We start from the raw sequence: 23,893 nt of genomic DNA, 5'->3' as shown, positions 1-23,893 counted from the left end.
GCGAGGAAAGAATTATGAAGATAGTGATGTCTGGTTTCGTGCTGTTCGCGGCACTCGCGTTGACCGGATGTTCGCCGGAAGCGGACCATAACCAGGCCGATGTGACATTCGCTCAGCGGATGATCCCACATCACCGCCAGGCGCTCACCATGTCCGAAAAACTGCCCGCCGACGCCGGCGAACCGGTCGCGGCGCTGGCCCGGCAGATCCAGGCGGCCCAGGCTCCCGAGATCGACCGGCTGACCGGCTGGCTGAAGGAGTGGGGCGCGTCCGCGTCCGGCCATGAGGGCATGGACCACGGTGCCCCGATGGTCACGGCCACGCGAGCCGACTGGCTCAAGGCGATGATCGAGCATCACCGCGGCGCGGTCACCATGGCCCGCGACGAGCTCCGCGACGGCGCGCACACCGGCGCGCGGCAGCTCGCCCAGCAGGTCATCGACGGCCAGGAGGCCGAAATCGCGACCATGACCGGGCTGCTCGGGTAGAGGACGGGATAAAGCGGGCTTTATCCCGGGGAAAGCACCCGGGATAAAGCCCGCTTTATCCCACGCGGCCGGTCAGGCGGTGAGCTGGTAGCCGGCCTCGTCGACGGCGGCGCGGACGTCGGCCGGGTCGAGGTCGCCGGTGCTGGTGATCGTCAGCGCGCCGGAGGCCAGGTCGACCTGGACGGCGGTGACGCCGTCGAGCGCCGACACCTCTTCGGTCACCGACTTGACGCAGTGCTGGCAGGTCATCCCCTCGACGGCGAAGGTCGTCTCGGTCACTTCGGGCTCCTTTGCGGGTCGCGGACTATACCCATGGGGGGTAGGGTACACGCCATGAACGACAAGGCGTCCTGGTCCACCGCGATCTCCGCGACACTGCACTGCCTGACCGGCTGTGCCATCGGCGAGGTGCTCGGCATGGTGCTCGGCACCGCGTTCGGCCTGCGCAACGCGGCGACCGTGGTGCTCTCGATCGCGCTCGCCTTCGTGTTCGGCTACGGGCTGACCATGCGCGGGGTGCTGCGCTCGGGGATGGGCTTCGGCCAGGCGTTCAAGGTCGCGCTGGCGGCCGACACCGTGTCCATCGCCGTGATGGAGCTGGTCGACAACACGGTCATCGTCGCGGTGCCCGGCGCGATGGACGCGGGGCTCGGCAACTGGCTGTTCTGGGCGTCACTGGTGTTTTCGCTGGTGATCGCCTTCGTGGTGACCGTGCCGGTCAACAAGTGGATGATCGGGCGCGGCCTCGGCCACGCCAAGGTGCACGCCCACCATCACCACTAGGAGCGGACGAGCCGCGCGATCGCGTCGGAGGCTTCCTTCACCTTGACCTCGGCCTCCTTGCCACCGGCCGCGGCCGCGTCGACCACGCAGGTGGACAGGTGCTCCTCGAGCAGCTCGAGCGAGAAGGACTGCAGTGCCTTGGTGGCCGCCGAGACCTGGGTGAGGATGTCGATGCAGTACTTGTCCTGCTCGACCATCCGCTGCAGCCCCCGGATCTGCCCCTCGACGCGGCGAAGCCGCTTGAGGTAGGCCTCCTTGTCGGTGCTGTAGCTCGCCATCGCAACCCTCTCCCAACGCACTCGTCCCGGTCCATCATACCCCGTATTGGTATGCGGACCGGGACGAATGTGGTGTGGCCGGTTCTAGCGGACCGGTCGCTCGGGCTCGTCCACCCTGGGCACGTGACAAGGGTCGCCCTTGCAACGCTCTGGGTGACAAGGGCCGCCCTCGTCACTCAGACCGGGGCCCGGCGTGTGGGAAACGAAGCGTCAAAACACTCACGAACTTCCGCCCAATAGAACCGGCCGTACCACTCGCGACAGGTGAGGTCAGAGGCCGATGGCCTGCGAGACCTCCGCAGGCCGCAGCACGCGCAGGATCGCTTCGAGCAGGTAGTAGTCGGCGTACGGCAGCGAGACCTCGACGCCGTCCTCCGCGGGCCGGTTCCGGGTGCACCGGGCGACCGCCGCCTCCGCGCGCTTCGACTCGCGGGTCAGGCAGGTCTTCGAGGTCGCGGTGAGGATCCGCAGCGCCGCGTCACGGTATGCCGGGCGCTTGGCCGCCACCGCGAGGTCCTGCAGGCCGCACGCCATGATCAGACCGGCCGAGGCGTCCTTGACGTCGTAGGGCGCCTGCGGGGCGAGGTAGTCCCACACCGGCACGTTGTCCGGGGTCAGCTTGCTCAGCGCGTAGTCGGCCAGCTTGCGCGCGGTGGCGAGGAACTGCGGGTCGCCGGTGCGCCGGTACATGGTGGTGAACCCGTAGATGCCCCACGCCTGCCCTCGGGACCAGCACGACGCCGGGCCGTAGCCCTGCACGCTGTTCGGGCCGATGGCCGCGCCCGTCGCCGGGTCGAAGTCGAACACGTGCGGGGTGGACCCGTCCGGGCGCGGGAACGCCTTCTGGGTGGTCTTCGCGTGCTCGGTGGCGATGGTGAGGTATTTCGGGTCGCCCGTCTCCTTGCTCGCGAACGCCAGCAGGTCCAGGTTCATCATCGTGTCCATGATGACCCGGCCCGCGTTGCCCGGCGTGCCGAGCGCGCCCCAGGCACGGATGAAGTGGCCCTTGTCGTTGTAGCGCTGGATGAGCGAGGACGCCGCCTGGATCGCGCCGTCACGCCACTTGGCCTCGCCGGTCAGCCGGTACGCGGTCACCCACGACGGGTAGAACAGGAAGCCGAGGTCGTGCGTGCCGGTGTCGTTCTGCCTCGGCGCGAGCTTGTCGGCCCACTGCGTGGCGAGCGTCTTGAATTGCTCGTCCTTTGTGTACAGATACGACATCCACAGCGTGCCTGGCCAGAATCCGCCGACCCAGTCGCCATTCTGGGAATACGACCATTTCTCGGCCTTGGTGATCACCGGGAAACCGGTGAGCGTCGGCGCGACGGCCTTCGCCTTCGCCGCCGTGTACTCGGCGGCGGAGCGCAACGTCGCCAAGGTGCCGCTTTCCTCTGCCAGCGCAGGGGAAAGCGGCATCGCGGCCGTTGCCACGGCGGCGGTCGCCGCACTGGTCAGCAGGGTCCTACGACTGAGATTCACTGTTCGCCATCCTCGGGGGGAAGAATGCAACCGGGGGCCCCGAGGCAGTTTTACACAACGGCAATGTGCTTGTACACCCACGAACGCCGGTGTTCATGGTTGTGAATTCATCAGCTCAGTTCATATCTGCGCCGGCTTGATGTTCGCGTTGTGGTGGAACACGTTCTCCGGGTCGTAAACCGCCTTGATCCGGGACAGCCGCTCGTACTTCGCCGGGCCGTACGACGCGCGCACGCGGTCGTTTTCGAACTCCGACATGAAGTTCACGTAGCCACCGTAGTTGCTGGAGTGCGGCACGAGCGCCTCCCAGAACGCGCGCACCCAGGCGCGGTCGGCCTCGAACAACTCCCGGTTCGGCGCGCCCGCGGCCATCCCGAGCGTGAAACCGGGCCGCCGGGTACCGCCGAATGCCGTCGCTTCCTCCGGCACCGCCGAATATGCACCGTTCATCGGGAAAATGGGCATCAGTGACATCGGCGACGATTTCCGCGGCAGATACCGGGTGATCACGTCGATCAGCTCGTCGGTCAGTTCTTCGACATAGACCGACTTCTCGTAGGACAGCGAATGCGGCGGGATCGCGGCGTCGAGCATCTTCTGCAGCTCGGCGTACGGAATCGGGCTGACCATCTCGAACTGGGCTGGCAGCCCCTCGCGGATCTTCGCGGCGACACCGTCGAGCTTGTCGCCGTCGAAGTCCACAATGGTCAGCGCGTACCCGGGCTTCAGGTGGTACTCCTCTGGCACGAACGGCGCCGGCGGCGCGTTGAACCCGACCATCATCGCGCCCATCCCGCCGGGCAGCCCGGCGAGCACGTCCCGCGCGAAGCGCAGCGCCTCGGTGCCGTGCTCGACGCTCCAGAAGAACATCCCGAGCTGGACCAGCGGGCCGACCGGGTGCAGCCGGAACCGGAACTCGGTGACCACGCCGAAGTTGCCGCCGCCACCCCTGATCGCCCAGAACAGCTCGGAGTGGTCGTCCTCGGACACGTCGAGCACCTGGCCGGAGGCGAGCACGATCTCGGCTGAGAGCAGGTTGTCGATCGACAGCCCGTGCCGCGGCGTCAGCCAGCCGAACCCGCCGCCGAGGGTGAGCCCGCCGATACCGGTGTCGCTCACCGTGCCGCCCGGCGTCGCGAGCCCGTGCGCCTGCGCGGCCGCGTCCAGCTCCGCCCAGGTGGCGCCGCCGCCGACCCGTGCGGTCCGCGCGCCGGGGTTGATGTCGATGGCGCGCAGCCCGCTCAGGTCGATCATCAGCGCGCCGTCCTGCACAGCTGCCCCGCTCAGGTTGTGCCCGCCGCCGCGCACGGTGACGTCCAGTCCCCGTTCCCGCGCGAACGCCAGGCTCGCGGCGACGTCCTCGGCGCTCGCGCAGCGGGCGATGACGGCGGGGTGGCGGTCGATCTCGCCGTTCCAGACGCGCCGGGCCTCGTCGTAGCCCTCGTCGCCCGCCACGATGGCGACCCCGGTCAGTGCGGCGCGCAGCGAGTCAACGCTCTGGATGTCGAGTGAAGTCATGCCGTCCAGTCTCGCTGCCGGTGGCCGGTACTTGATATCCGCCGGTGCGGTCAAGCGGGCGGACCGGTCTGCCCGAAAGTGCGAAAACCCCGGCGGATCGGGCGATCCGCCGGGGTTTCACCGGTGAACTACTGCGACCACTTCTGCTCGTGGCCGCCGTTGTAGGCCCAGAGGATCGCCGGGGTGCCGTTGGTGATGGCGCCATTGTTGGCCAGCGAGAGCACCCGGCCGCTCTTGACGTTCTCCAGCGCGTACCAGGAGCCGTTCGGCGGGGACTTCTCCCACTTCTGCTCCGGACCGCCACCGCAGGTGGCCTGGATCAGCTTGGTGCCGTTGGCCGTCGCCCCGCCCGCCGTCGAGAGGCACTTGCCGCTCTTGGCGTTCTTGTACTGGTAGGCGGAGGTGTAGGTCCAGTTCTGGGCCGATTCCAGGCTGCACGACCAGAGAACGACCTTCGCGCCTTCGGCGACGCTGTTGTTCTCCACCGCGAGGCAGTACGCCATGCCCTGGTCCGAGGCCTTCAGGTTGGTCAGCGGTTGGGCGGCTTCGGTCGACGCTCCGGCCACAGTGGACAGTGTGGCCATGGCGACCCCGGTCGCCGCCAGCAGCAGGCTCACGCGCATTTCGGCGCCACCGGGAGGTCCGAGCCGGTCTTGAGGTAGGTGTCGGAGACGTAGTGCCCCGGACCGATGCGGTCCCAGATGTTGCTGGTGCCGAAGTGCCCGGTGACGGTCTCGCCCTCGACGTAGCACTCGATGTTCACCTTGGCGTAGTTCGCCGCGAAACCCTTGACCGCGCCGGAGGTGCTCGCGCTGCCGCGGACGTTCATCGGGTCGCCGGCGGTGGTGACGACGCCGGTCGGGCCGGAGCCGGTCCACAGGTAGGTGACGTTGACGTAGCCGTTGTCGGACATCTTCAGCCCGTCCCAGAACACGCCGTCGGCCAGGTCGATGCCAGCCGGGTTGGGCACGCGGCGGCCGCGGTCGTCCTTGCCGCCGTTGTAGCCTTCCTTGTTCGCGGCGTACGCCTCGGGCTTGCCCTGCGGCAGGTCCTTCCACATCGAGCGCACCGACGACGGGTTCCAGTAGTCGTCACGCTCGTTCCACGGGCCGACGTCCCACACCGGCGCGTACTCGCAGCGGCTGTTGTCGGTCAGGCAGACGCGCACGCTGTAGTTGCCGGTTCCCTTGGGGGACAAGGGCTTCCCGGACGGCAGCGCGACGAAGTGGTCGCGGCTGGTGATCACGTGGCCGTTGGCGGTGGTGCCGCCGGTCAGGCCTTCGCGGGTCGCGTAGATCTTGTAGGTCAGGCCGGGCGAAGCCGCGGCGGCCGCCATCGAGCTGACCTGCGGCGCCTGGTCGGCGCTCAGCTTCACGTCGCGCACCTTCGCGTCGGCGCCGCGCAGCGAGACGCGCACCTCGACCGAGGAAACGGTCTGCGGCAGCGTGGTGCCCGCCGGGGTCCACTCGGTCCAGTCCTCGGCGCCGAGCTTGCCGCGCACGTCGACCTCGGCGTTCGCGCCCGCGACCTGCGCGGTGACCCGGTTCGCGGGCTTGGCCAGCTGGTGCTCGCCGATGAACAGGTAACCCTGCGCGCCCTCGCCGGGCTTTCTCTCGCTCTTCGTGTCCTGAATGGACAGTGCGCCGCCGGCGTAGGCGACGTTGACGTCATTACCGTCCACGGTGGACAGATCGGCGCTCCACGCGTTGTTCGCGGCCTGCGCCGGGGTGGCGGCCAGTGAGGTCACGGCCCCCACAGCCAAAAGCGCCGCCCACACGCGACGCTGCTTGATCCGGACCATCGCCGGGTCTCCCTTCGGAACACTTCAGGTTGTGGCTGAAGTGTTGCGAGGGCGCGTACACGATCGATACAAGAAGCCCCACCCGGGATAAAGCGGGCTTTATCCCGGTCCGGGATAAAGCCCGCTTTATCGCACGACCATCAGGCGGTGGCGACGACTCCGTAGGTGGACTCGGCCGCCTCCTGCAGGCGTACGGCCAGCGCCGACTCCTGTGGGCGGGCGGACAGCTCGCGCCAGATCTCCAACGCGCGCTCGGCGTAGCTGCGAGCCCGTTCCGGCTGGCTCAACGCCTGGTGCAGCTCGCCGAGCAGCTCCGAGACCTCGGCCTCCGAGCGGCGGTCGCCATTGCGCCGGTGCACGCTCAGCGAGTTCACCAGCAGCAGCTGCGCGTGCGCCAGATCGCCGCTGGCCAGGCACAGCTCGCCGAGGCTCTGGTTGGCGTAGCCGACGCAGTGGTCGTCGTCGAGCTCGTCGAAGATCGCGATCGCCCGCTGCATCAGCTCACGCGCCGCGGCGAGGTTGCCTCGGTGCTGGTGCAGCATCGCGACGCGCTTCAACGCGTGCGCCTCGCGGTGCCGGTCGCCGATCTCGGCCGACAGCTCGAGCGCGTCGTCGAACCAGCGGCCCGCCGTGGCGTAGCAGCCCTTCTTCAGCCAGATCATCCCGATCGAGATGCGGATGACCGCCTCACCGTGCTTGTCGCCCACGGCCAGAAAACGTGCCAGCGCCGCCTGCGAAAGCGCCAGCGCCGACTCGTCGCCGCGAATGCGCATCACCGTGCCGACGCCCGCCTGCGCGATCGCCGCCCCGAGTTCGAAGCCCGCCTCGTCGAACAGCCGCAGCGACTCCTCGAACGACTTCAGCGAGTCGGCGTAGGCGTCCAGGTACAGGTCCAGCTGGCCGAGATTGCGCAGCACGATCGCCTGCCCGGTCACCGAGCCAGCCCGCCGCGCCGCCGCCAGCGCGACCGTGTGCGTGTGCCGCCAGTCGTCTTGGTGCCCGCGCAGGTCGAAATACGGGGTGAACGCGACCGCCAGGCGCCACGCCAGGTCGTCGAACCCGTGCTCGGCCGCGAGCGCGATGGCCGCGACGCCGGTGTGCCGCTCGCCTTCGAGCCACGCGGTCGGGTCGGAGAGCAGGTAGTCGGCGTCGCGCGGCAGCGGACCCGGGGCGTGGTCGTCCGTGCGGAAGACGCCGAAGAAATGGATCGGCATCCGCTGCGCGGCTTCGACGGCCATGCCCAGATACGCCCGCAGCACTCGCCGCACCGCCGGCCGGTTCTCCTCCTCGGAACCTTGGTCGACGGCGTAGCAGCGCAACAGGTCGTGCATCCGGTACCGCGGCTGGCCCGTGCCGTCGGAACCGACCAGCGCGACCAGATGCGCGTCGACGAGCGTGTCGAGCACGTCGTCGGCCTCGTCATGGCCCAGCAGCGCGGCGACCACCCAGCCGGGGAACGTGACCGGGCCCAGCGCGCCGAGCCCGCGGAACGCCCGCGCGGCGTCCGGGGGCAGCAGGTCGTAGCTCAAGGTGACACTCGCGCGGACGGCGAGATCGCCGACGCGCAGTTCGTCGAGCCGCCGCCGCTCGTCGCGCAGGCGGCTCGCCAGCATCCGGAGCGTCCAGCCGGTGCGATGCGTGAGCTTCGCGCCGACCACCCGGATCGCCAGCGGCAGATACCCGCAGTGCCGCAGGATGTCGGCCGCGCTGTCCGGCTCGGCGGCCATCCGGTGCTCGCCGATGATCCCGGCGAGCAGTTTCGCGGCCTCCTCGTGCGGCAGCAGGTCAACGTCGACGGCGGTCGCGACGGCCAGATCCGGCATCCGCACCCTGCTGGTCACCAGCACCGAGCACGCGCCGGTGCCCGGCAGCAGCGGGCGCACCTGGGCCGCGCTGCCCGCGTCGTCGAGGATGACGCACATCCGCGCGCTCGCGAGCCTCGACCGCAGCAGTGCCGACCGTTCGCGTTCCTCGCGGGGCATCCCGGCGTCGGTCACGCCGAGCGCGTGCAGCAGTTCCTCCAGCACGCCCATCGGCGCGCGCGGCGTCGAGGAGGTGCCCGCCAGGTTGATGTGCAGCTGCCCGTCGGGGAACTCGTCGCGGACCGTGTGGGCCACCCGCACCGCGATGGTCGACTTCCCGACCCCCGGCGCCCCGGAAAGGACGGTGACGGACGGGGTTCCGCTTTCCCGCCTGGCACGCAGCAGCCCGACCATCTTGTCGACCACGGCGTCGCGGCCGGTGAAGTCGGGCAGGTCCAGCGGCAGCTGGCAGATCGGTGCCCGCTGAACGGGACGCTGCGCCACCGGTTTCGCGGTCACCGCGGCCATCAGCTTGGCGCGCATCTCACGCAGCCGGGGACCCGGCGGCGCGTTGAGTTCCTGGCGCAGCACCCGTTCGGCCTGGTGATAGGCCTCCAGCGCCTCGGCTTTGCGGCCGATGGCGTGCAGCGCGATGATCAGCTGCTGCCACAGTTCCTCGCGCAGCGGGTGTTCCGCGACCAGCCCGCGCAGTTCGACGATCGCCTCGGCACAGCGGCCGAGCTGGATCCGGACCTTCAGCCGCCGCTCCTGCACGGCGAGCCGCAACGCGTCGAGCCGCGCGACGACCGGGTCCCAGGTGTGGTCGTGCGCCAGCCCTTCGAGCACGTCGCCGCGCCACAACGCGTCGGCGCGGTCGAGATGGGCGAGCGCGTTCTCGGGTTCCTTGCGTTCCAGCGCCTGCTGGGCCGCGGTGGCCAGGTTGTCGAACTGGACGTGGTCGAGCTCGTCGGGCGACGCGGTCAGGATGTAGCCCGACGCGCGGCTCTGGATCCGTTCGGCGAGGTCGGCGTCGCACTCGGCGAGCCGCCTGCGCAGTGAATGCACATAGGTGCGGATGTTCGCGGCCGCCGAACGTGGCGCGGCTTCCGGCCAGAGAACGTCGACCAGCAGATCGGTCGAGACCACGACTCCCGGTTGAAGCAGGAGCGCGGCCAGCAACATACGAGGTTTGGGGCCGCCGAGCGGGATGGCCTGCCCGCCGACTGCCACTTCCAGTGGTCCCAGAATACGAAAAGAAATCTGTTTCACGCAAACCGCCCCAGCGATCCGTTAGGGCAAGCCCCAGCTCGTCCTATAACTGCGGATAGTAGGGCTGTTTCTGTCAGGTCCGCTAGATCCATTTGGCGGCTGTGCTGGCTCTTGCCCAGTGAACGACGTCACCTCTTTGTATGGAACGTGTACGCGACCTGGCCATTCTCTGCGCTATGACAACTTCAGCTTCTCAGCGGCTTCGCGGAATCGCCGCGGTGACCGTGAGCGTTTTGGCGCTGCTGGTCTCTGGTGTCGTCTCCGCGGACGCCGCCGTCACGGCCGCCACCGGGACGGTCAAGACGGCGGGCGACCCGCTCAACGTCCGCCGCGCGCCGAGCACGAACGCCTCCGCCGTGCGCACGGTCGCGAACGGCGCCACGGTGTCCATTGACTGCCAGACCATCGGATCCTCAGTGGAAGGACCGCTCGGCAAGACGACGCTGTGGGACTACGTGCCCGCGCTCGGCGGCTACATCTCCGATGGGTACGTCTACACCGGATCCGACGAACGCATCGCGCCGGACTGCGGTGTCGGTTCGGGCTCAGCCGAATGCTCGTCCGGGACCTGCGCCGCAGAGGGTGTTTTCAAATCCGCCGGTGCCAAATTCGTCGTCTATGACAACGACGGTGACGGTAAATCCGGCGTTGTCGCGTACTGGCTGAAAGGCGGAGCGGGCCCGTTCTACGCGTGGAACTCGGGCGGCACGGGAACGAGCAAGGAAACCGCGATAAACGTGCCCAAGGGTGGCTGGGTCTACTACAAGGTCTGCGTCGCGAACTACTCCGCTACGAATCCCGTGCTCGAAGCCTGCAGCGGCGGCATCACCGACTACGTCGCCTGAGTTTTCTTTGAATTTTCATACTCTTCTTTGAAAGGAAATCGGCCATGCGTCAGGTCAACCGGCGGTCCGTGCTGCTCGGCGGCGCGGCCGCGGTCAGCGCGGCAGGGCTCACCGCCACCCTGCCCTCGTGGGCCAGTGCCCGCACGACCGCGGCGGCTCCGGCCATCCACGACCCGTTCCAGCTGGGCGTGGCGTCGGGTGACCCGCTGCCGGACAGCGTCGTGCTGTGGACGCGGCTCGCGCCTGCCCCGCTGAACCCGGACGGCCTCGGCGGCATGCCGAACGCCTCGTACACGGTCGAATGGGAGATGGCGAACGACGCCGCGTTCAGCTCGATCGCGCAGAAGGGCACGGTGACGGCGGTCCAGGCGTCGGCGCACAGCGTCCACGTGGAGCCGGTGGGCTTGGAGCCGGGGCGGGAGTACTTCTACCGCTTCAAGACCGCGGGCTACATCTCGCCGGTGGGCCGCACGCGCACCGCGCCCGCCGCCGGCGCCGCGGTCAACCAGCTGAAGTACGCGTTCTCGTCCTGCCAGCACTGGGAGGAGGGCTGGTTCCACGCGTACAAGGGCATGGTCGCCGACAACCCCGAGCTGGTGCTGTTCCTCGGCGACTACATCTACGAGAAGAAGTCGGGACGCAAGCTCTCCGCGCTCAACCCGCGCTCGCTGGCCGTTCCCGACGACGCCACCACGCTCGCGCTCTACCGCGCGCGCCACGGTCAGCACAAGACCGACGCCGACCTGCAGGCCGCGCACGCGATGGCGCCGTGGATGGTCGTGTTCGACGACCACGAGGTGATGAACAACTGGAACGGCACCACCTCGCCCGCGTCGGCCGACCGCAAGGCGGCGGGCTTCCAGGCGTTCTACGAGCACATGCCGATCCGGTCGACCGCCAAGCCGAGCGGCTCGACCATCAAGCTGTACCGCCAGTTCGTCTGGGGCAACCTCGCCCGGTTCCACCTGCTCGACACGCGCCAGTACCGCAACGCGCAGGTGCCCGACCCCGCTGACGGCAACCCGAACTGCACGACCATGCGCGACCCGGCCAGGTCGATCCTCGGCACCGCGCAGGAGGCGTGGCTGCTCAAGCAGTTCGAGACGCACCCGGCGACCTGGGACATCCTCGGCCAGCAGGTGTTCTTCGCGACGCGGGACGACGACGGCAGCAAGACGACCTGCCAGAGCCCCGACTCGTGGCAGGGCTACGAGGCGTCGCGTGACCGAATCGCCAAGGGCTGGGTCGACCGCAAGGTGCCCAACCCGATCGTGCTGACCGGCGACGTGCACCGGCACTGGGCGGCCGACCTGCGGCGCGACTACTTCAACCACAGCGACCCGATCATCGGCTCCGAGTTCGTCACCACCTCGGTCACCAGCAACTCCGACGACGCCAAGGACCCGTCGGCGGCGTGGTACGCGAACAACCCGCACGTCAAGTACTGCCGGGGCAAGCGCGGTTACGTCCGGATGACCGCCACCCAGGAGCAGCTGCGCGGCGACTTCGTGACCGTGTCCGACACGACCGAGCCCGCGATCGGCAAGGTGACCATCGCGACCGACCGCAGCTATGTGGTCCAGGCGGGCAAGCCCGGTCTGCAACAGGTGTAGATGTGCACCGGGTATAAAACGCAATTTGCAGATACGCTATCCCGGTGAGTGATCGACCAGGACTGCGTGAACGGAAGAAGCAGCGGACGCGCGAGGCCATCTCCGCCGCGGCGATCTCGATGTTCCTCGACGCCGGTTTCGACCAGGTGTCGGTGGCACAGGTCGCCGACGCGGCGGAGGTGTCCAAGCGCACGCTGTTCGCCTACTTCCCGACCAAAGAGGACCTGGTGCTGCACCGGTTCGCCGACCACGAAACGGAAAGCGGCCGGGTGATCCGGTTGCGCGCGGCGCGGCAGTCACCGCTGACCGCGCTGCGCGACCACTTCGTCGACGGCCTGAACCGCCGTGACCCGATCACCGGGCTCAACGACGAACCGCAGGTACTGGCGCTGTACAAAATGGTGCTCGAGACGCCAGCGCTGGCCGCGCGGCTCCTGCAGTTCAACGCCCGCTCGTTCGAGGCGGTCGCCGCCGCGCTCGCCGACACGACCGCCGTCACCGGCACTGCCGCCCGCCTCGCTGCCGCGCAGATCGTGGGCGTCATCTGGACGCTGGCGACCGACAACGCGACCGCGCTCGCGGGCGGAATGACCGCCGACGCCCGTTTGCCCGAAGCGTCCGCCGCCGCCGATCTCGGTTTCGCCATGCTGCGCGGCGGGGTGAAACTCGGGCCCTGAAATCCTTGTGGGGGCTGGTTTTCGTGTGCTTGACTGGGCTGACCGCCGTCCAGTCCTGAACGTTTTCTTCAGACAAGGCGGTCTGCAGTGAAACCCTCGCGATGTCGATTCGCACTCGTCGCACTGGCCGTGCTCGGCCTGGTGGGCATGGGGACGGAAGTGGCGTCCGCCGCTCCCGGCGCGGTGTACAAGGTCACGGATTACGGCGCCAAGGCAGGAGATTCGACCAACGACGCCCCCGCCGCCGACAAGGCGATCGCGGCGGCCAACAGGGCAGGCGGCGGCATCGTCGAATTCCCGGTCGGCACGTACGTCATGGCGGGCACGGTCCACCTCAAGAGCGACGTGGTCATCAACGTCCCGTCCGGCACGACGATCACCGGCAGCGCGAGCGGCTACGACGCGCCGGAGTCCAACCCGTACGACAAGTACCAGGACTACGGGCACAGCCACTTCCACAACGCGATGTTCTACGGCGACAACCTCAAGAACATCGGCTTCACCGGCGGCGGCACCATCGACGGCGGCGGTCACCTGATCACCGGCAACCCGAGCTCCGGCCAGGCCGACAAGATCCTCTCGATCACCCGCTGCGACGGCCTCACGCTGAGCGGGATCACGCTCAAGCGCGGCGGCCACTTCGCGGCGCTCATCAACGGCTGCACCAACGTCGTGTCGGACAAGCTGACGATCGCCACTTCCGGTGACCGGGACGGCTGGAACATCATCAGCACCACGAACGTCAAGATCACCAACGCCAAGATCGCGGCCAACGACGACGCGCTGGTCTTCAAGAGCGACTACGCGCTCGGCAAGAAACTGCCCAACGGCAACGTGACGGTCAACAACGCCGACCTGTCGGCGGTGTGCTGCAACGCGTTGATGTTCGGCTCGGAGACCTGTGGCGACTTCACCGGCTACAACTTCACGGACATCACGCTGAAGGGCGCGCACAAGTCCGGCATCGGCATCGTCTCGATGGACGGCTCGAAGATCTCCGACGTGCACTACAAGAACATCACCATCGCGGGCTCGTACTCGCCGATCACGATGAAGGTCGGCACGCGCAAGCGATGCGGCAACAACCCGGGTATCGGCTCGATCAGCAACATCACCTTCGACAACATCACGAGCACGCACACCGGCACCAACTTCAGCCCGACGATTTGGGGTAACAGCGCTTCGAACCGGGTCAGCGATGTCACGTTCACCAACGTCAACCTGACGGTCCCCGGCGGCAACGGCACCATGTCCACCGGCGTGCCGAGCAACAGCCCGACCGACTACAACCCGAAGAGCATCGGGACCCGCCCGGCCTACGGCTGGTACGTGCACTTCGCGGACAACATCAAGTTCGTCAACAGCTCGGTCAAGTTCGCCAAGAACGACGGCAGGCCCGCGGTGATCGTGAACAACAGCTCCAACGTCTCGTTCGACCACTTCACGGCCCAGCGCGGCTCGAACAGCCCGTCCGACCTGGACTTCCAGACGGCGTCCGGGTACTGCGTCAAGGACAGCGCCAACACGACCGGTGGAGCCCTCCGCATCAAGACGGCCGACTCCTCCACCACCTGCTAAAGGCTCGTGCGGCTCGGGATAAAGCCCGCTTTATCCCGAGCCCGGCGTCGAAGGGCTCGTGAGCGTTGCGGGCGGTTAGAACCGCCCGCAACGCGCACGACCCCCAAGCGACCCCACGCCTTGGCCCGACCGGTGCGGGCCTGCTTAGGCGGCACTCGGGGGTCGTGAGTGTTCCGGCCGGTTAGAACCGGCAATACCACTCACGACCCCCGGCTTGCTTGGCGCTCCCTCGCTCCAGCCGGACGGGCTTGCGCGAGTGGTACCTCTGCTCCGTTAGATGCAGCGGAGTTACCACTCGCGTGGACAGACGACTCTGATCTGAGCTTGGTCGCGCAGCGAGGGGACCCCCGAGTGCTTAGTACGCACTGAAGGGCACCCTCGCTTCACTGCGCAACCACCTCGAACTCGGCCGAGGAAACCCCTTGGTACGCAAAGGGCCCCGGTCGCGCGGAGGCGCGGCCGGGGCCCGGAGCGAGTCAAAAGCCTAGCGAGCCAAAACCCTAGGCGGTCTTCATGAACTGCTCGTTCATCACGAGGAAGGCGCCGAGGCCGTGGAAGTCGTTGGTGTTGCGGGCGCGGCCGTAGTAGTAGGCCGTGTCGCCGACGTTGGTGCCTTCGCAGATGTCGGTGATGTTGGTGAGCCCGTCCGAGCCGACCTTCACCTTCTGCAGCACGCCGGCGTATCCCTTGTCCGACACCGTCTTGTACGACGGGTCCAGGTAGCCACGCTCGACACCGCGCGAGATCATGAACGTGTACATCGACGAGGCCGAGGTCTCGAGCCAGTTCTTCGAGTCGCTGCCGCGGTCGACGATCTGGTACCAGCGGCCGGTCGCCGGGTCCTGGTACTTCTTGAAGCCGTCGGCGAGGAACTTCACGACCTCGATCAGGCCGGCGCGGCGCGGGTGGCTCGCGGGCAGGATCTCGAGCAGGTCGATGGCGGTCATCGCGGTCCAGCCGATGGCGCGGGCCCAGTGGTACTTCGAGTGGTGACCGCCGCCCGACGCCCATGACTCGGAGCCGTCTTCGTCGTAAGCGTGGTACAGCAAGCCCTTCGCGGGCTCCTTGAGGTGCGTGAAGTAGACGATGACGTTCTTCGCCGACTCTTCGTAGCAGTAGGTCTGGTCGTTGAACGTCTTGCCGTACAACGCGAGGAACGGCTGTGCCATGTAGACACCGTCGGCCCACAGCTGGCCGACCTTGCTGCTGGCGTGCCACATGCCGCCGTCGCTGGTGCGCTTGTAGCCGGGGAACTTCTTGCGCAGCTGGTCGGCCGCGGTCTTGTACTTCTGCTTGCCGGTCTCGGTGTAGAGCAGCGGCAGCATCTGGCAGGACCGCATCGAGTCCAGGTTGGTGAAGCTGTTGGAGATGCCGCTGTCGGTGATGAACCGGTCGTACCAGGCGATGATGTAGTCGAGGTACTTCTTCTCACCTGTCCGCTTGTAGAACAGGTACTGACCATAAAGGTACAGACCACGCGTGTAGCCCCAGCCGCCCATGTTCGCGGGGGTGTAGCGCTTCATCGTGGAGTCGATCACCGCGCGTGACCAGTCGGTCGGCGCCGCGTCCGTCCCGATGGGCGAGAGCACGTCGTCCGCCCAGGCCGCGGTCCCCGGAACCGCGAGCACGCCAAGGGCGCCCATCGTTCCGGTGAGCATCGACCGGCGCGAGAGGCGTGGTTGATCTTCGGACATTCGTTGTCCTCCTGCTGCAAGGATGGGCCGGGTGACGCGGCGCAGAATTTTCAAGGGTGGCCGGGATGCCGATCCGCCGTCCGTCGGCATCCCGACCAGTCCTTGGGGGCGAGCTGTGTCGCCCTGGTGCGAGTGACTCAGCTCGTGTGCGTCACTTGCATGAGATACGTCTACTCGGGTGAACGGCCGATCGTCAAGAAGAGATCAGATGTCTTGGGTCATATATCAGATATTTAACCCGTACGGCCGCATACTTTGGTACACCTGTGACAAGGTCGGCGGCCAGTGGTCCGACCTAAGTATTGACCGCCGGGCGCGCGTCGGGTACACCACCGGGTGATCAGACCAGTGGAGGTCGCCCATGTCAGGCAGACGTTCCATCCTGCGCAGGGCGACCGTCGCCCTGGCCGCGATGGTGACCGCGTTCGGGCTCGTCGGAGTGGCTCCGGCGGCCGCCGAGCTGCAGAATCCGCGCCAGCAATGGCTCCGTGACGGGCAGGCCGGGCTCTTCCTCCACTGGGGAATGCGCACGTCGCCGGGCTACACCAGTTGCGGCGCCTGGGAGAAAGCGGTTACCGACGGTGGCTGGTCACCTGCTTATTGGGTCACCGAAGCCAAGAAGTTGCATGCGCAGTACATCGTTTTGGCCTCGTTCCACAGCAAACTCGGCTACTCGAAGGCTTGGCCGTCGAGCGTTCCCGGCAGTTGTGCCACTAAGCGGGACTTCCTCGGTGAGCTCATCGCCGCGGCCAAGCCGCAGGGCCTCAAGGTCATCAACTACATGACCGACGACCCGCAGTGGCACGCCGAGGGTGGCCACGAGTGGCTCGACTCGGCCGCGTATTCGAAGTACAAGGGCAAAAACGTCGATTTGACCACAAGGGACGGTTTCGGTCAGTACAGCTACGACAGCTTCCTCGAGGTCATGCAGCGCTACCCGGACCTCGGCGGTTTCTGGATCGACAACGACAACGCGTACTGGGAGTCGCACGGGCTGTACGAGAAGATCCGCGCGGACCGGCCGAACTACCTGCTCAGCAACAACAACGAAGACACGCCGATCATGGACACGATCAGCAACGAGCAGAAGACCGGCATGACGCCGTCCTACGACTATCCACAAGCGACCTACACGGCCCAGCCGCGGCTCACCGAGGCCTGTTTCAAGCTTCCGAGCGGGGGCGCCTGGTGGTACAGCGGCACGGACTCCACAGTGGACTACAGGCTCACGCTCGGCCGATACATCACGAACTCGGGCTCCTCGATCAAGTCGCTGATGGCCGAGACCGCCATGGTGAACGGCAAGTTCCCCGCCAAGCAGGAGGCCTTCAACAATTTCGCCAACGGCTACCTCCGCGACATCTGGGAGTCGATCGGCGGTACCGAAGGCGGCGGCTATCTCAACGGTGGCCTCAAGCCCGGCTTCTGGAACGACGGCGCGCACGGCGTCACCACGATCAGCAGGTCCAATAAGGACAATCAGTACATCCACGTGCTGACCAAGCCGTCGACCAGCACGCTCAAGGTGCGCGACAACGGATACCGCGTCAAAAAGGTCACCAACCTGCGCACAGGCGCCACCATCGCGTTCACGCAGAGTGGCGGCAGCCTGAACTTGACCGGACTGTCCACGTGGGACCAGTACGACACCGTCTTCAAGGTCGAGACCGCGGGTCGCACGGGCATCTACGACCCGGCGACGGTCACCGAGAAGGCCAGCGCCTCGGCGAGCGGGCACGCCGCGTCGGCCATCGGCGACGGCAGCTATCTGTCCTATTGGGACAACAACAGGACATTGCCGGTCAATGTGGACTTCGACCTCGGCTCGGCGAAGAAGGTCCAGTACGTCGGGCTCAACCAGCGCGAGGACTCGGTCAGCTACGCGAAGTCCGACACCGAGCAGTCCGCGAGGATCAAGGACTACAAGGTCTACGTGTCCAGCGACGGCCAGAACTGGGGGAGCGCGGTCAAGACCGGCCAGCTCGCCAGCCACCGCGGCGTCGCGTTCATCGACCTGTCCACCGTCACCAGCCGGTACGTGCGCGTCCAGGTGACGAGCACGTGGTCGGCGTCGACCGACACCAAGCACTACAAGAAACTGGGGATCGACGAAGCCTGGATCGGCTCGTCCTACGCGACGGCGGCATCATGAAACTCGTACGGAGACTGGCCGTCCTCGCGGCGGCCATGACGACGCTGCTCGGCGTCGTCACCACCACCCAGCAGGCCTCGGCCGAGCTGTTCAATCCGCGCCAGGACTGGCTGCGTGACGCCTCGGGCGGGCTCTTCCTGCACTGGGGCATGCGCACCGCGCCAGGCTTCCGCGATGGCGCGTCGTGGGAGAAGGCCATCACCGACGGTGGCTGGAAGGCCGACTACTGGGTCGACGAGGCGCAGAAGCTCAACGCCAAGTACCTCGTGCTCGCCTCGTTCCACAGCAGGCTCGGCTACGGTCGCGCGTGGCCGTCGAAGATCCCCGGCAGCGCGCACACCGAGCGTGACTTCCTGCGCGAGACGATCGACGCGGCCAAGGCCAAGGGCCTGCACGTCATCCTCTACATGACCGACGACCCGCAGTGGCACGCCGAAGGCGGCTGGGAGCAGCTCGACTCGGCCGCGTACTCGGCGTACAAGGGCAAGAACGTCGACCTGACCACGCGCGATGGCTTCGGCGAGTACAGCTACGACAACATCGTCGAGGTCATGCAGAACTACCCGGATCTGTCCGGGTTCTGGATCGACAACGACAACGCCTACTGGGAGCGCAACAAGCTCTACGAGCGCATCCGCGCCGAGCGGCCGAACTTCCTGCTCAGCAACAACAACGAAGACACGCCGATCATGGACACGATCAGCAACGAGCAGAAGGTCGGCATGACGCCGGCGTACGACTACCCCCAAGCGACCTACACCCCGGCGCCGCGCCTGACCGAGGCCTGCTTCAAGCTGCCGGACAAGGGCTCCTGGTGGTACACCGGGTCGGACCAGGACGTCAGCGCCCAGCTCAACCTCGGCCGCTACGTCACCAACACCGGCTCGTCGATCAAGTCGCTGATGGCCGAAACCGCCATGATCAACGGCAAGTTCCCGCCCAAGCAGGAGGCCTACAACACCTGGTTCGCCCAGACGATCGCGCCGATCAAGGAGTCGATCGACGGCACCGAGGGCGGCGGCTACCTCTACGGCGGGCTGCAGCCGGGCTTCTGGAACGACGGCGCGCACGGCGTGACCACGATCAAGAAGGACCAGCCGAGCCAGCAGTACGTCCACGTGCTGACCGCACCGTCCACCGGGAACACGCTTAAGGTCCGCGACAACGGCTATCTGGTCGGCCGGGTGAGCGACCTGCGCACCGGCAAGCCGCTGCGGTTCAGCCAGCGCGACGGCACGCTCACCGTCGAAGGCATCACCTGGGACGCCAACGACACCGTGCTCAAGGTCCAGACGCTCGGCGGCCAGCTGTTCCAGTGGCCGCGCCAGCTGGTGACCGCGACGGCCAGCGCCGAGACGGCCACCGCGCCCGCGGTCAACCTGGTCGACGGGAACTTCCAGAACTTCTGGGACAACGGCGGCAAGCTGCCCGTTTCGCTGGACTTCAAGCTCCCGGTGAAGCTGCCGGTGTCCTCGGTCGCCATCAACCAGCGCGAATGGTCGGTCAGCTACGCGCGTTCGGCGACCGAACAGTCCGCTCGCATCAAGGACTACACGGTTTCGGTCTCGGATGACGGTGTCACGTGGACGGCGCTCAAGACCGCGCAGCTGCCGAGCGCCCGCGGTGTCCACTTCGTCGACTTCCCGCGGACCTGGACGAAGTTCGTCCGGGTCGAGGTGGCCAGCACCTGGGCGGCCGCGACCGCGCCGAAGTTCTTCCAGCAGCTCAAGATCGACGAGGTTCGTCTGAGCTTCTAAAAGGTCGTGAGTGTTGCCGACGGTTAGAACCGTCGGCAACACTCACGAGTATGACGACCACCAGCGCCGGGGAGCTGTTGCACCTGGTCAGGACCGGTCAAGCGACCACGCGCAAGGCCTTGCAGGCCAGGACCGGGCTGTCCCGCTCGACACTCACCGGCAGGCTGGACGCGTTGCAGGCCGCCGGGTGGCTCGCCGAATCGGGTCAGGAGGACTCCACGGGCGGCCGTCCGGCCCGTCAGCTGCGCTTCGACGACCAGCACGCCGTCGTACTGGCCGCCAGCGTCGACACCATGCACGCCGAGGCCGCGCTCACCGACCTCTCCGGCCGCCGCCTGGCCCGCCGGGCTGGCGCGCTGCGGGTCGCCGACGGTCCGGTCGCCGTGCTCGACAAGATCGTCCAGTGGTTTCGGGGCCTGCTCGCCGAGAGCGGCCGCAACGCGCGCGAAGCCTGCGGCATCGGCCTGTCGGTGCCGGGTCCGGTCGACTTCGCGAGCGGCCGCACGATCCAGCCGCCGATCATGCCGGGCTGGGACGCGTTCGACATCCCCGCGTACCTGACCGAGCGCTTCGGCGTGCCGGTGTTCGTCGACAACGACGCGAACCTGATGGCCTTGGGCACCCAGCGCACGCACTACGCGGGCTGCGCGGCCTTCGCGCTCGTCAAGGTGTCGACCGGCATCGGCGCTGGCCTGATCTTCGACGGGCAGGTCTACCGCGGCATCGACGGCGGCGCGGGCGACATCGGCCATGTCCGGGTGCCGGGGGACGCCGAGTCGCGCTGCATGTGCGGGTCGATCGGCTGTCTCGCCGCGGTGGCCAGCGGCGGCGCGCTGGCCGCCAAGCTGACCGAGGCAGGCTTCCCGACCGCGTCCGGCTCGTCGGTGCGCGAGCGGGTCAACGCGGGCGAGCCCGTCGCCGTCCGGCTGACCCGGATCGCCGGGCGGCAGGTGGGGGAGGTGCTGTCCACTGTGGTCTGCGTGCTCAATCCCGGTGTGCTGGTGCTGGCGGGCGACCTCGCCGAGCCGCACTTCGCGACCGGGGTCAGGGAGGTGCTGCTCCAGCGCGCGCTTCCCCGTGCGACGCAACGACTCCGGATCGACCTCGGGCGCCGCGGCGACGGCGCCGCGGTGACCGGGGCCTGCTCGATGGTCGTCGAAAACGTCTTCTCGGCCGAGGCCGTCGACGCGCGGCTCGCGGCGATGCGGTGATCATCGAATTGCCAGGGAATGGGCGAAGATCACCCGGGGAAACGGGCCTGACGAAGCCGGGAAAAGCCGTTGAACACCGTATTAGCGGGCTTGAATAAGATCAACTTCCAGCTGGCGGCGGCCGGGATGGAGTGATCTAAACCACACTTCGAGGGTGAGGTCGGGGCCTCAGTTCTCCCAGGACTCGGGGCTGAGCAGCAGGCCCATGTAGTACTCGTCGACGGCGATGCCGCCGTGGTCGATGGAGGCCGCGCGCAGGCCCTCCACCTGGAAACCGGACGCGAGATAGAGGCCGATGGCCGAATGGTTGTACGTCATGACGGTCAGTTCGAGTCTTCGCAGGCCCAGGCCCGCCCCGTATTGGGTGGCTTCGGCGAGCAAAGCCTTTCCGATGCCCTTGCCCTGCGCGTCGGACGCGACGCCCATCACCACGTATCCGGTGCGCCTGCTGCGGGCGTACGGCAGTACGGCCACGTCGATATAGCCGACGAGTCCACCTTCGTATTCGGCCAAAAGGACGAATGAGTAGTCGACACCGTCCGCGATCGCCTGCAGGCGGGCCCGCACCTCGGCGGGGTCGTCGGCCCGCTCGCCTCTGTCCAGCAACATGAACTCGCTCTCCTCGTCGAGAGCGAGCTGAAGCTTGAGCAGCGTGGCGGCGTCCCGCGGCTGCGCGGGACGGATCGTCAGCGAGGGAGGGCCCATCGAAAGTAGGTTAGCCGCACTGAGTGACATCCGTGGCCCTGGATCGCGTCAACAGTTGTGGACGCCGGTCGAACCGGACGTTCCAGGCGTCCGAGCGCATTTCGCCACGATTGCCCGGCAGGCAAATCGGATTTAGCGCCCGCTTTCGGTTTTTTACACTGAAGTGGCGAATTCAGGCGGCCTAGATAACGTTTTAAATGTGGTCATTTTTTCGCTTCCTCGGACCGGTGATCGGATTTAGGGTCTCGGCGTTGTCCGCGCGATCGTGGACGGTTCATGAAAGGGAGTCCCTGTGCGAAGAACCCTTACGATGTTGCTCGCGTTCGCGGTGGTGGGAGGGTTCGCCGCCGCGGCTCCGTCAGCCGCTTCCGCCCAAGGACGGTCTGACATCCCCGAGTCGCACCCGGCCTGGGCGACGCCCCAGGCCAAGGTCGCCGACGCCGCGCCCAGCGCGAAGCTGACGTTCCGGGTCTACCTCAACCTGCGTGACCAGGCCGCCGCCGAGGCCGCGGCGCGGTCCGTCTCGGAGCCCGGCAGCCCGTCGTACCGCAAGTACCTCAGCGCCGCGCAGGTCCGTGACAAGTTCGCGGCGAGCGACGTCACGGTCGGCGCCGTCAAGACCTGGCTCTCCGGCGCCGGGTTCGCGATCGGCTCGGTGCCGTCGAACCGGGCGTACGTCGAGGCGACCGGCACCGCCGACCAGGTGCAGCAGGCGTTCGACATCAAGCTCGGCAAGTACGCGGTCAAGGGCCAGACGCTGCGTGCGGCCGACAAGAACCTGTCGGTGCCCGCCGCGCTCGCCAAGGACGTGCTCGGCGTGATCGGTGTCGACCAGGCGACCAACCTGTTCAAGCCGAACCACACCGACGGCCGCGACAAGCCGCAGGACGTCCCGCCGGGCCCCGGCTTCCGCAACGCGGCGCCGTGCAGCAGCTACTACGGCGAGAAGACCGACACCACCGACCCGGCCTACAACGGCAAGCAGCTGCCGTACGCGCCCTGCGGGTACACCCCGGCACAGCTGCGCTCGGCCTACGGGCTCGACACTGCCGCGAAGCTCGGCGCGGACGGCCGCGGCACCACGATCGCGATCATCGACGCGTTCGCCTCGCCGACCATCTACGCCGACGCCAGCGAGTACGCCCGCCGCAACGACCCGGCGCACCCGCTGAAGGCCTCGCAGTTCTCGCAGAAGGTCTTCCCGGTCAACCCCGACCTCGAAGGACCGGACGGCTGCGACGCGGCGGGCTGGTACGGCGAGGAGACCCTCGACGTCGAGGCGGCGCACGGGCTCGCGCCCGGCGCGGACATCCTCTACGTCGGCGGTTCCGACTGCCAGGACCTTTCGCTCGACATCGCGCTGAACTGGGTGGTCGCCGGGCAGAAGGCCGACATCATCTCGAACTCCTACGGCGACACCGGCGAGGACATCCCCGCCGACGAGGTGAAGGCGTTCAACCAGATCTCGCTGCAGGCCGTGCTCCAGGGCATCGGCGTGTACTTCTCCTCCGGTGACAACGGCGACGAGGTCGCCCGCCTCGGCACCCCGTCGCCCGACTTCTCCGCGTCGGCGCCGTGGATCACCGCGGTCGGCGGCACCAGCCTCGCGGTCGGCAAGGACGGCAAGCGCATCTTCGAGACCGGCTGGGAGACCGGCAAGAGCACGCTGACCAACGGCGCGTACACGCCCGCGTTCCCCGGCGCGTACACGAGTGGCTCGGGCGGTGGCACCAGCCGCCTGTTCGAGCAGCCGTTCTACCAGCAGGGTGTCGTGCCCGACGCGCTGTCCACGCAGAACCAGCACGGCAACAAGAAGGGCCGGGTCGTCCCGGACATCTCCGCGGTCGGTGACCCGAACACCGGGTTCCTGGTCGGCCAGACGCAGACCTTCCCCGAAGGCGCGCACTACGACCAGTACCGCATCGGCGGCACCAGCCTCGCGTCGCCGGTGTTCGCGGGCGTGATGGCGGTGGCGGACAGCCTGACGCACTTCCACCACGGGTTCATCAACCCGGTGATCTACAAGGTCACCTCGCGGACCTCCGCGATCGCCGACACCCAGCACGTCGACGGCGCGGTCGCCCGCGTCGACTACGTCAACGGCGTCGACGCCTCCGGCGGCCTCGTGCGGTCGGCGCGGCTGTTCGACTATCCCAACCTGACGATCCACACGACCGCAGGCTACGACAACGTGACCGGTCTCGGCACGCCTAACGGCCTGCTGTTCTTGTTCCTCGTCTGAC

19 protein-coding genes are annotated in these 23,893 nt (G+C 67.6%); 10 read left to right on the top strand and 9 right to left on the bottom strand.

The window, feature by feature from the left end; genetic code table 11:
• The first annotated feature begins 26 nt into the window (after positions 1-26).
• Positions 27-488 carry a DUF305 domain-containing protein gene (locus tag BLV57_RS30675; protein WP_091295110.1) on the top strand — a complete coding sequence of 154 codons (462 nt, stop codon included), beginning with the start codon at positions 27-29 and terminating at the stop codon, positions 486-488.
• Between the two features lie 72 nt (positions 489-560).
• Here BLV57_RS30675 and BLV57_RS30670 read toward each other — a convergent pair whose 3' ends face one another.
• Positions 561-767 (bottom strand): heavy-metal-associated domain-containing protein, encoded by a 207-nt coding sequence (locus tag BLV57_RS30670; RefSeq protein ID WP_091294648.1) that lies wholly within the window; start codon positions 765-767, stop codon positions 561-563.
• 54 nt (positions 768-821) lie between these two features.
• On the opposite strand from BLV57_RS30670, the gene BLV57_RS30665 reads away from it, so the two are divergent.
• Positions 822-1,271 (top strand): DUF4396 domain-containing protein, encoded by a 450-nt coding sequence (locus tag BLV57_RS30665; protein ID WP_091294646.1) that lies wholly within the window; start codon positions 822-824, stop codon positions 1,269-1,271.
• Here the strand turns inward: BLV57_RS30665 and BLV57_RS30660 are convergent.
• From BLV57_RS30660 to BLV57_RS30635, 6 genes are all read right to left on the bottom strand, one after another.
• On the bottom strand, positions 1,268-1,549 hold the full coding sequence (locus BLV57_RS30660) for a metal-sensitive transcriptional regulator (protein WP_091294644.1): 282 nt from the start codon (positions 1,547-1,549) through the stop codon (positions 1,268-1,270). The two genes, BLV57_RS30665 and BLV57_RS30660, sit on opposite strands and share 4 nt — an antisense overlap.
• A 270-nt stretch (positions 1,550-1,819) precedes the next feature.
• Positions 1,820-3,028, bottom strand: a complete 1,209-nt coding sequence (locus BLV57_RS30655; protein WP_091294642.1) for a glycoside hydrolase family 88 protein — start codon at positions 3,026-3,028, stop codon at positions 1,820-1,822.
• Positions 3,029-3,148: 120 nt separating this feature from the next.
• A complete protein-coding gene (locus BLV57_RS30650; RefSeq protein WP_091294641.1) occupies positions 3,149-4,546 on the bottom strand; it encodes an FAD-binding oxidoreductase in 1,398 nt (465 codons plus the stop codon).
• A gap of 128 nt (positions 4,547-4,674) precedes the next feature.
• Positions 4,675-5,169 carry an RICIN domain-containing protein gene (locus BLV57_RS30645; protein ID WP_091294639.1) on the bottom strand — a complete coding sequence of 165 codons (495 nt, stop codon included), beginning with the start codon at positions 5,167-5,169 and terminating at the stop codon, positions 4,675-4,677.
• Entirely contained in the window at positions 5,160-6,347 is a 1,188-nt protein-coding gene (locus BLV57_RS30640) for a hypothetical protein (RefSeq protein WP_091294637.1), read from the bottom strand. The genes BLV57_RS30645 and BLV57_RS30640 overlap by 10 nt, the downstream gene beginning before the upstream one ends.
• A 140-nt stretch (positions 6,348-6,487) precedes the next feature.
• On the bottom strand, positions 6,488-9,418 hold the full coding sequence (locus BLV57_RS30635) for an AfsR/SARP family transcriptional regulator (protein WP_281244444.1): 2,931 nt from the start codon (positions 9,416-9,418) through the stop codon (positions 6,488-6,490).
• Positions 9,419-9,594: 176 nt separating this feature from the next.
• Between BLV57_RS30635 and BLV57_RS30630 the strand changes: the two genes are divergently transcribed.
• From BLV57_RS30630 to BLV57_RS30615, 4 genes are all read left to right on the top strand, one after another.
• Entirely contained in the window at positions 9,595-10,263 is a 669-nt protein-coding gene (locus BLV57_RS30630) for a hypothetical protein (RefSeq protein WP_091294634.1), read from the top strand.
• A gap of 44 nt (positions 10,264-10,307) precedes the next feature.
• Positions 10,308-11,876, top strand: coding sequence for an alkaline phosphatase D family protein (locus tag BLV57_RS30625; RefSeq protein ID WP_091294632.1), 1,569 nt, complete (start codon positions 10,308-10,310; stop codon positions 11,874-11,876).
• Positions 11,877-11,920: 44 nt separating this feature from the next.
• Entirely contained in the window at positions 11,921-12,553 is a 633-nt protein-coding gene (locus BLV57_RS30620) for a TetR/AcrR family transcriptional regulator (RefSeq protein WP_091294630.1), read from the top strand.
• An 87-nt stretch (positions 12,554-12,640) separates the two neighbouring features.
• On the top strand, positions 12,641-14,131 hold the full coding sequence (locus tag BLV57_RS30615; RefSeq protein WP_245757580.1) for a glycoside hydrolase family 28 protein: 1,491 nt from the start codon (positions 12,641-12,643) through the stop codon (positions 14,129-14,131).
• 500 nt (positions 14,132-14,631) lie between these two features.
• Here the strand turns inward: BLV57_RS30615 and BLV57_RS30610 are convergent, their stop codons facing one another.
• Positions 14,632-15,825, bottom strand: coding sequence for a glycoside hydrolase family 88/105 protein (locus BLV57_RS30610; protein ID WP_091294629.1), 1,194 nt, complete (start codon positions 15,823-15,825; stop codon positions 14,632-14,634).
• A gap of 361 nt (positions 15,826-16,186) precedes the next feature.
• On the opposite strand from BLV57_RS30610, the gene BLV57_RS30605 reads away from it, so the two are divergent.
• Genes BLV57_RS30605 through BLV57_RS30595 form a run of 3 tightly spaced genes read left to right on the top strand, consistent with a single transcriptional unit; the run spans position 16,187 to position 20,945 of the window.
• Positions 16,187-17,977: a discoidin domain-containing protein gene (locus BLV57_RS30605; protein ID WP_091294627.1), complete on the top strand. Its 1,791-nt coding sequence runs from the start codon at positions 16,187-16,189 to the stop codon at positions 17,975-17,977.
• A complete protein-coding gene (locus tag BLV57_RS30600; RefSeq protein ID WP_091294625.1) occupies positions 17,974-19,734 on the top strand; it encodes an alpha-L-fucosidase in 1,761 nt (586 codons plus the stop codon). Before BLV57_RS30605 ends, BLV57_RS30600 begins: the two co-directional genes overlap by 4 nt.
• 50 nt (positions 19,735-19,784) lie before the next feature.
• Positions 19,785-20,945, top strand: a complete 1,161-nt coding sequence (locus BLV57_RS30595; protein ID WP_091294623.1) for an ROK family transcriptional regulator — start codon at positions 19,785-19,787, stop codon at positions 20,943-20,945.
• A 168-nt stretch (positions 20,946-21,113) separates the two neighbouring features.
• Here the strand turns inward: BLV57_RS30595 and BLV57_RS30590 are convergent, their stop codons facing one another.
• Complete coding sequence (locus BLV57_RS30590; RefSeq protein ID WP_176968878.1) at positions 21,114-21,650, bottom strand: GNAT family N-acetyltransferase; 537 nt, start codon at positions 21,648-21,650, stop codon at positions 21,114-21,116.
• A gap of 292 nt (positions 21,651-21,942) precedes the next feature.
• Here BLV57_RS30590 and BLV57_RS30585 point away from each other — a divergent pair, with 292 nt between their 5' ends.
• Complete coding sequence (locus BLV57_RS30585; RefSeq protein WP_091294620.1) at positions 21,943-23,892, top strand: S53 family peptidase; 1,950 nt, start codon at positions 21,943-21,945, stop codon at positions 23,890-23,892.
• Position 23,893 lies beyond the last annotated feature (1 nt).

The organism is Amycolatopsis xylanica (assembly GCF_900107045.1).
GTDB lineage: Bacteria > Actinomycetota > Actinomycetes > Mycobacteriales > Pseudonocardiaceae > Amycolatopsis > Amycolatopsis xylanica.
This window is presented reverse-complemented; position numbering and strand designations above follow the sequence as displayed.

Coding starts and splice junctions, on each gene's coding strand:
- BLV57_RS30595 (WP_091294623.1), top strand. CDS start 19,785: ATGACGACCACCAGCGCCGGGGAGCTGTTGCACCTGGTCAGGACCGGT.
- BLV57_RS30665 (WP_091294646.1), top strand. CDS start 822: ATGAACGACAAGGCGTCCTGGTCCACCGCGATCTCCGCGACACTGCAC.
- BLV57_RS30675 (WP_091295110.1), top strand. CDS start 27: ATGTCTGGTTTCGTGCTGTTCGCGGCACTCGCGTTGACCGGATGTTCG.
- BLV57_RS30590 (WP_176968878.1), bottom strand. CDS start 21,650: ATGGGCCCTCCCTCGCTGACGATCCGTCCCGCGCAGCCGCGGGACGCC.
- BLV57_RS30650 (WP_091294641.1), bottom strand. CDS start 4,546: ATGACTTCACTCGACATCCAGAGCGTTGACTCGCTGCGCGCCGCACTG.
- BLV57_RS30600 (WP_091294625.1), top strand. CDS start 17,974: ATGAAACTCGTACGGAGACTGGCCGTCCTCGCGGCGGCCATGACGACG.
- BLV57_RS30625 (WP_091294632.1), top strand. CDS start 10,308: ATGCGTCAGGTCAACCGGCGGTCCGTGCTGCTCGGCGGCGCGGCCGCG.
- BLV57_RS30610 (WP_091294629.1), bottom strand. CDS start 15,825: ATGTCCGAAGATCAACCACGCCTCTCGCGCCGGTCGATGCTCACCGGA.
- BLV57_RS30645 (WP_091294639.1), bottom strand. CDS start 5,169: ATGCGCGTGAGCCTGCTGCTGGCGGCGACCGGGGTCGCCATGGCCACA.
- BLV57_RS30630 (WP_091294634.1), top strand. CDS start 9,595: ATGACAACTTCAGCTTCTCAGCGGCTTCGCGGAATCGCCGCGGTGACC.
- BLV57_RS30640 (WP_091294637.1), bottom strand. CDS start 6,347: ATGGTCCGGATCAAGCAGCGTCGCGTGTGGGCGGCGCTTTTGGCTGTG.
- BLV57_RS30660 (WP_091294644.1), bottom strand. CDS start 1,549: ATGGCGAGCTACAGCACCGACAAGGAGGCCTACCTCAAGCGGCTTCGC.
- BLV57_RS30605 (WP_091294627.1), top strand. CDS start 16,187: ATGTCAGGCAGACGTTCCATCCTGCGCAGGGCGACCGTCGCCCTGGCC.